The organism is Streptococcus sp., assembly GCF_041802885.1.
Classification (GTDB): Bacteria; Bacillota; Bacilli; order Lactobacillales; family Streptococcaceae; genus Streptococcus.
In genome coordinates, this window is the sequence record NZ_JBHCHN010000037.1 from 22,831 (window position 1) to 29,855 (window position 7,025).

At 44.9% G+C, this 7,025-nt stretch carries 7 protein-coding genes and 1 pseudogene; 2 read left to right on the forward strand and 6 right to left on the reverse strand.

Annotation, left to right across the window (positions count from 1 at the left end; all coding sequences use genetic code 11):
- Positions 1-47: 47 nt before the first annotated feature.
- The 6 genes and pseudogenes from ACEYCN_RS05225 to ACEYCN_RS05250 all read right to left on the reverse strand — a co-directional run bounded on the left by ACEYCN_RS05225 (position 48) and on the right by ACEYCN_RS05250 (position 5,576).
- Positions 48-785, reverse strand: a pseudogene (locus ACEYCN_RS05225) (DUF1003 domain-containing protein).
- A gap of 118 nt (positions 786-903) precedes the next feature.
- Positions 904-1,281 (reverse strand): RidA family protein, encoded by a 378-nt coding sequence (locus ACEYCN_RS05230; RefSeq protein ID WP_373713241.1) that lies wholly within the window; start codon positions 1,279-1,281, stop codon positions 904-906.
- Positions 1,282-1,294: 13 nt separating this feature from the next.
- Positions 1,295-2,392, reverse strand: a complete 1,098-nt coding sequence (locus ACEYCN_RS05235; protein WP_373713242.1) for an iron-containing alcohol dehydrogenase family protein — start codon at positions 2,390-2,392, stop codon at positions 1,295-1,297.
- A gap of 101 nt (positions 2,393-2,493) precedes the next feature.
- The gene (gene asnS, locus ACEYCN_RS05240; RefSeq protein WP_373713243.1) at positions 2,494-3,840 is read right to left on the reverse strand and encodes an asparagine--tRNA ligase; all 1,347 of its coding nucleotides are present in this window, start codon (positions 3,838-3,840) and stop codon (positions 2,494-2,496) included.
- A 42-nt stretch (positions 3,841-3,882) separates the two neighbouring features.
- Entirely contained in the window at positions 3,883-5,064 is a 1,182-nt protein-coding gene (locus ACEYCN_RS05245; RefSeq protein WP_373713248.1) for a pyridoxal phosphate-dependent aminotransferase, read from the reverse strand.
- Entirely contained in the window at positions 5,061-5,576 is a 516-nt protein-coding gene (locus ACEYCN_RS05250) for a DUF5590 domain-containing protein (protein ID WP_373713244.1), read from the reverse strand. The genes ACEYCN_RS05245 and ACEYCN_RS05250 overlap by 4 nt, the downstream gene beginning before the upstream one ends.
- Positions 5,577-5,699: 123 nt before the next feature.
- Between ACEYCN_RS05250 and ACEYCN_RS05255 the strand changes: the two genes are divergently transcribed.
- Together ACEYCN_RS05255 and ACEYCN_RS05260 are read left to right on the forward strand one after the other, a co-directional pair.
- Complete coding sequence (locus ACEYCN_RS05255) at positions 5,700-6,143, forward strand: MarR family winged helix-turn-helix transcriptional regulator (RefSeq protein ID WP_373713245.1); 444 nt, start codon at positions 5,700-5,702, stop codon at positions 6,141-6,143.
- Between the two features lie 115 nt (positions 6,144-6,258).
- Positions 6,259-6,804 carry an NADPH-dependent FMN reductase gene (locus ACEYCN_RS05260; RefSeq protein WP_373713246.1) on the forward strand — a complete coding sequence of 182 codons (546 nt, stop codon included), beginning with the start codon at positions 6,259-6,261 and terminating at the stop codon, positions 6,802-6,804.
- Positions 6,805-7,025: the final 221 nt, after the last annotated feature.

Genomic DNA, 7,025 nt, shown 5'->3' on the forward strand with positions numbered 1-7,025 from the left:
CCTAGCGAAACTACTGATTGTGACTCTAGTGCTGTTCTCTTATGGGATTATTCCAATCTAGATTGGTTTCTTTCTTGTCTTTGCAAATCTGCCAATTGAATGCTGATGGAAACCAACATTTCTGACTGTAATTTTTGAATTTCCAAAAAATCAGCCTGGTCCTGATTTAAAATATGATCTAGTTTCTCATTGAGAGCGCGAATTTCGGCTTCTGATTTGAGATTGACTTCATAGTCATTCTTAGCCTAAAAACGGTCGTAGTCTGAAGCACGGTTTTGGCTCATCATAATCAAAGGAGCCTGGATAGCCGCCACTGTCGACAAAACCAGATTCAGCAAAATAAAGGGATAGGGGTCAAAATTGACACCAAGAAGATGCAGTCCATTGAGACCAATCCAAATAAACAAGATAAGGACAAAGCTGATAATAAAGGTCCAAGAACCACCAAAACGTGCCACATTGTCTGCTATCTTTTGACCAAAAGTGAGTTTTTCATTCCACTGACTATGATTGTCCATGGTGGATAGTGTTATATGACTTTTGGACTCATGCACAGCTTCCTGGATCTTTTTGTTTTGGTCATTGGCCTTTTCAATCATCTGATTCAAGTGGGTCATCCGATAATTAGTCAATCCTTCATAGGAGATGAAGTCTGATTCTTGGGCCTGAGGATAATCTTGCTGAATTAGTTGGAAGATGGCATCATCCAGCTCCGATAGAAATACCCCCTCTAAGATGCTGTAACTTCTTTGGGAAATGACATCTTGGTACAGTTGTGCAGTCATAGCCTTCCCCTCCCTGAAATTTCTTACCTCATTATACCACAAAAGTAAAGTGAAGGTTTTATCAGATAGCACAAAAAAACTTGAAGTAAAAACTCCAAGTATTCTGGTTTTAGATGAATTAATCCACCACTGCGATGACTTCGATTTCAATCTTCACATCACGAGGCAGGCGGGCTACTTCCACAGCTGATCGGGCTGGGAAATCCGCTTTAAAGGCTGTCGCATAGACTTCATTGAAGGCCACAAAATCATTCATATCTGCCAAGAAACAGGTGGTTTTGACTACATGGTCAAAGTCTGTTCCAGCTTCTGTCAAGATAGCCGCAATATTTTTCAAGACCTGCTCTGTTTGCTCCTGGATGGTCTCGCCGACCACTTGACCAGTTTCAGGTGAAAGGGGTACTTGGCCGCTGGCAAAAAGGAGATTGCCGACAAGTTTTCCTTGTACATATGGACCGATGGCTGCTGGTGCTTTGTCTGTATGGATTGTTTTCATAAAAACCTTCTTTCTATAACTCTTTCAATGCTTGGCCAAACTGGTTGGCCTTTTGGATGGCTACTGCCAGCTGTTCTGTATCAAAAGGGGTGTTTCGGTATTCGGCAGTGGATTTGGTGTATTGGACAATAGCTGGGATGTCTTCTTCTGATAAGCTCATATCTGCCAAGGTCAATGGTAGACCAAGAGCCTGGTTAAAGGACGCCACTTTGGCTAATTGGTCATGCTCATCAAAGTAGGCATGAAGAACCATGACGCCAAAGGCCACGATAGCCCCGTGCAAATGCTTGCGACTGGCCCTGATGACAGTTGTTCCATTATAAAAGGCATGGGCATGGCAGGTGGTCAAGTCAAAACTTGGCTGAACCACCATATTGGAGGCGTAGGCTGTGGAGATGATAATGGCCAAGACCACTTCTTCGACTGCTGGACTAACCCGATTTTCTCTGACATCCGCCATGGCCTGATGGGCATATTGATAAAGAGATTGGAGGGAGGATTGGGCTATGGCCCGACCCAGAACCGCAATATGGGGCGGCTCAAAGCCACGATTCTCAGCCTCTTGCATGGCCCTGGTCACTTCTGGTCCCTTGGAAATCCCATCCCCAATCCCCGCCCAGAAATACTGGTCGGGAGCTTCCGCTATCACGCGGGTATTGATAAAGGTATGGATAGCAGGCCCAGTGACCTCGTAAAAATCAAAGCTATGCTCTTCTGTGTAGATGACGGCAAGCCCAGTACCAGCAGCGCAAGTGGAGCAGATGGTTGGAATGGTCACAAGACTCTTTCCAAGCTTTTTGGCCACCATCTTGGTCGTATCAAGGGCCTGACCACCACCGACACCGATGATGAGGTCTGCTACTTGGACTTCTTCCAGTTGGGCCAAAGCCTCCACATTAGCCATGGTAGCAGCCTTGCCATAGACAAAACTTCCCGTCACCGAAATGCCAGCTTCCTGTAAGATGGACAACATCTCATTTTCAACAGCAGCTAAGGCTTTTTCTCCTCCAATGAGGACAGCAGACTGAAAACCATAGGTTGCCAGAACTTCAGGCATCTCCTGAAAACAAGCTGGACCGTAAGAATAATTACTTAGTTTTTGTGTAGTCAAAGGACAAACTCCTTTCATGACTGGTTCTAATCAAAAACCCACACAGGTTTTGCTTTCAGTGCGAGTTCTGACAAGTTCTATCAAAACAAGAACCTTGAGTATTAAGGTTTGATTCGGTGCAGCATCCGTGGGAATGGGATAGCTTCACGAATATGCTTGGTCCCAGCGACAAAGGTCACCATCCGCTCAATTCCAATCCCAAAACCGCCGTGTGGAACTGAACCGTACTTGCGAAGATCTAGGTAAAAATCGTACTCTGATTTATCCATGCCAAGCTCATCCATCTTAGCAACAAGGGCATCATAGTCGTCCTCACGCATGGAACCACCAATAATTTCACCATAGCCTTCTGGCGCCAAGAGGTCTGCACAAAGCACACGCTCTGGGTTGCCTGGGACTGGTTTCATATAGAAGGCCTTAAAGCTGGCTGGGTAGTTGACCACAAAGGTCGGAACACCAAAGTAGTTGGAAATCCAGGTTTCATGTGGTGAACCAAAGTCATCCCCATGCTCCAGATGTTCATAATCTGTATCTTCATCGGCTTCGTGCTCCTGCAAGAGGCTGATGGCATCATCATAGCTTACTCGCTTGAAAGGTTCAGCAATGTAGCGTTTTAGAGCATCTACATCACGTTCCAGCGTTTCAAGAGCCTGAGGTGCACGGTCAATAACCCCTTGAATCAAGGCTTTGACATAGGCTTCTTGCAAGTCAAGGGACTCTTCATGGGACAAGAAGGAATACTCTGCATCCATCATCCAAAACTCGGTCAAGTGACGGCGGGTTTTGGATTTTTCAGCACGAAATACTGGACCAAAGTCAAAGACACGGCCCAGAGCCATAGCTCCAGCTTCAAGATAGAGTTGACCAGACTGGCTCAAGAAAGCAGGTTGACCGAAGTAGTCTGTTTCAAAAAGTTCTGTTGAATCTTCCGCTGCATTTCCTGACAGAATTGGGCTGTCAAACTTGATAAAGCCATTCTTATCAAAGAAGTCGTAAGTGGCATAGATAATAGCATTACGGACCTGCTGGATAGCTACTTGCTTGCGGGAACGAAGCCAGAGATGACGGTTATCCATGAGGAAGTCTGTCCCGTGCTCTTTTGGCGTGATGGGGTAATCTACTGACTCGCCGATAACTTCCAAATCAGTCACATCCAACTCATAGCCAAATTTGGAACGCTCATCTTCCTTGACAATCCCGGTCACATAGACTGAGGTTTCCTGGCTCAAGCGTTTGATGGTATCAAACTTGGCTGAACCTTCTTCTTCACCGAATTTTTCGATGAAGTTTGGTTTGAAAGCAACAGCCTGGAAAAAGGCAGTGCCGTCTCGCAATTGAAGGAAAGCAATCTTACCTTTCCCAGACTTGTTGGCCACCCAGGCACCGATGGTGATTTCCTCACCTACATGCTTAGGAACATCAAAAATCGTAACTAAATCTTTAGACATGAACTTCTTTTCTCTTTTCTTTTGAAAATCTAATTAGATGGTTTAAGCTTCCATGTAAGCTTTTATCCGACGGACAGCTTCTTTGAGGGTATCCATATCACTGGCATAACTGAGGCGGATATTTTCTGGAGCACCAAAGCCAGCTCCTGTCACCAAGGCCACTTCCGCTTCCTCCAGGAGGGCATTGGTAAAATCTGTGACATCAGTGAAGCCCTTCATTTCCATGGCCTTCTTGACATTTGGGAAAAGGTAGAAGGCTCCTTGGGGTTTGATGACTTCAAATCCCGGAATTTCCGCCAGGAGCGGATAAATGGTATTGAGGCGTTCCTCAAAGGCCTGACGCATGGTTTCAATAGAAGTCTGGTCGCCAGTCAGAGCCTCGATGGCTGCATATTGGGAAACGGCTGTCAGATTGGAGGTGGTTTGGCTGATAATCTTGGCCATACCTGCAATAATCTCTGGCTCTGCCACTGCAAAGCCAACCCGCCAGCCAGTCATGGCATAGGTTTTTGAAACTCCATTGACCACGATCGTTTGCTTGCGGAGGGCGTCTGAAAGACTGGAAATGGCTGTAAATTCATGGCCATTGTAGACCAGACGGCCATATATATCATCTGCCAAAATCAGGATATCATGCTCCAAGGCCCAGGCCCCGATAGCTTCTAATTCTTCCCGACTGTAAATCATTCCCGTTGGATTGGAGGGCGAATTGAGCAAGATTAACTTGGTCTTTTCAGTCCGAGCAGCCTCGAGTTGTTCAACCGTAGCCTTGAAATCATTGGCTTCTGTGGTTTGGAAAGTGACTGGTACAGCATCGACCATCTTCACCTGATCCACATAGGAAACCCAGCATGGCGTTGGGATGATGACTTCATCACCAGGATTGAGCAGGGTTGCAAAGGCCGCATAGAGGATAAATTTAGCCCCTGTTGCGACTACTACCTGATTGCGGGGAACCGCATAGCCATAGAAGGTTTCCATATAGCTGGAAATAGCGTCTTTGAGAGCTGGGAGGCCTGAGGCTGCCGTGTAAAAACTAGCCTTTCCATCTTGGATGGCAGCAATAGCTGCCTTTTGAATGTTTTCAGGTGTGACAAAGTCTGGCTCACCCAGCGTCAGTGACAGGATATCACGACCTTCAGCCTTCAAGGCTGCTGCCCGTGCGCTAGCCGCTAAGGTCACACTTTCTTCCATTTCCAATACGCGATTTGATAGCTTCATTATAGTCCCTCCTTCTTAATCAGCTCTCCAGTTATAAAATCAATAAGATAATAACCACGCCCAGACTTGACTTCCCAGATAGCATGGCCATCCTGGTAGCCCAAAACAGTTTTTTCAACTGATTCAGCCCCATTTTCTTGGGCTCGCTGCTCCGCATCTGCCTGTGAAATTCCTTCTGCCGCTTGGTAGACGAAAATCTCTGATGATTTTTCTGGAACAAGAACATAGACATCTTGTCCTGATTGATTTTTTCCTTGCACATTGAAGTACGTTTCCTTGCCATTAAAGATGGTTACTTGGGAAACATCCTTCACAGTTGTATACTTTCTGGCTACTGCAATCGCATGCTTTTCCACTGTTACGAAAGGCTGGCTGGCCGATTCCAGCACGTAAAGAATGGAAAATGTCAGCACACTAAGCAAAACAAAAAAGCCAAGCAATAATTGTTTCCAGACGGTCAAGGGCTGACCCTTTTTTCGATAACTTCTCTGCGTTCTTTGTCTTGAATTTGCCATAATAGCTACATTATACTACAAGTCCTCCTAGAATGCTAGGAAACCACGAAAAAAAGGAGTAAAATTCTCGGATTTTTAAGGGTAATATTTGAATAATTTCTCCTTTCTTGCTAAACTATTTTTATGGAAAAGAAGATTGAAGAAACACTCAAAAATAATGAATTGGCGCTACATGGACTAGTGATTTTTCGGCGGGCATCCAACGCCATCAGTCGACAGGAAGTCCAAACCATCAAAAAACACAATCTGACTGTCGCTCAGTTTGGTGTTATGGAAGCTCTCTATAACAAGGGGAATTTGCGGATTCAGGATCTGATTGATAAGCTGCTCAGCACTTCTGGCAACATGACGGTAGTCATCCGTAATATGATTCGGGATGGCTATATTTTTAAGGTTGCGGATGAAAAAGATAAACGTTCTTATCTGATTGGTCTGACCCCGCTTGGTCGCAAAACCATCGAAAAGATTCTTCCTGAGCATTACAATAATATCGGTAAAATTTTCTCTGTTCTCAGTCTGAAAGAGCAGGAAGATTTGGCTCGAATTTTAAAAAAATTCAAATTGTGAGCAAAATATACTGCTAGTTAGTGATAAATGTGGTATACTTGTTTCAATCCATTAAATAGTCCCTGATTTTCCTATGATGGGGCTTGTTCCACATTTTTTACAAAAGGAGTCTCACATGACAAAAGTGTTGTTTATCGTCGGTTCGCTGCGCCAAGGTTCTTTCAACCAACAGTTGGCTGCTCAAGCTGAAAAAGTATTGGAAGGCAAGGCAGAAGTTTCTTACCTCGACTGGAAGGATATCCCTGTTTTCTCACAAGAATTGGAAACACCTGTCCTCCCAGCTGTTCAAGCTGCTCGTGATGCTGTTTTGGCCGCAGATGCGATTTGGTTCTTCTCGCCAGTATACAACGCCAGCATTCCTGGCCCAGTAAAAAATTTGATCGATTGGCTAAGTCGAGCTGTTGATCTTTCTGACACAACTGGTGCATCCGCTCTCCACGAAAAAGTAACCACTGTTTCACTCGTATCCGCTGCTCATCAAGACTTGGCTGCTGACCAATACCGCGCTCTTCTTCCATTTGTCCGCACAACCTTTGTAGACCAAGTGACCACATCAGGCATTAACAACTCTGCTTGGGCTGACGGAAAATACATCCCAACTGAAGAAGTTCTTGCTGACTTAAACAAGCAGGCAGATGCTCTGCTGGCAGCCATTAAATAAGCTGTACAAAACACTTTCAAAATATATAGAAAAAGAGTTTGGGACAAAATTAGTTCCAAACTCTTTTATACTTGTTTTAGGTACTTATGGCGCAGTGGTTGAGTGGGCTCTAACAATCTGGGAGATTGTTAGAGGTCGGAAATGAAACAAACGGAGTTTGTGTCAAAATGCGCTGATAAATCAGCTTTTACAGCCCTATACGATTGATGCGAACGGTGTTC

What these genes read in the sequence shown, in the direction of transcription:
- asnS (WP_373713243.1), bottom strand. Translation starts at nt 3,840, where the DNA reads ATGTCTAAAGATTTAGTTACGATTTTTGATGTTCCTAAGCATGTAGGT.
- ACEYCN_RS05260 (WP_373713246.1), top strand. Translation starts at nt 6,259, where the DNA reads ATGACAAAAGTGTTGTTTATCGTCGGTTCGCTGCGCCAAGGTTCTTTC.
- ACEYCN_RS05250 (WP_373713244.1), bottom strand. Translation starts at nt 5,576, where the DNA reads ATGGCAAATTCAAGACAAAGAACGCAGAGAAGTTATCGAAAAAAGGGT.
- ACEYCN_RS05255 (WP_373713245.1), top strand. Translation starts at nt 5,700, where the DNA reads ATGGAAAAGAAGATTGAAGAAACACTCAAAAATAATGAATTGGCGCTA.
- ACEYCN_RS05230 (WP_373713241.1), bottom strand. Translation starts at nt 1,281, where the DNA reads ATGAAAACAATCCATACAGACAAAGCACCAGCAGCCATCGGTCCATAT.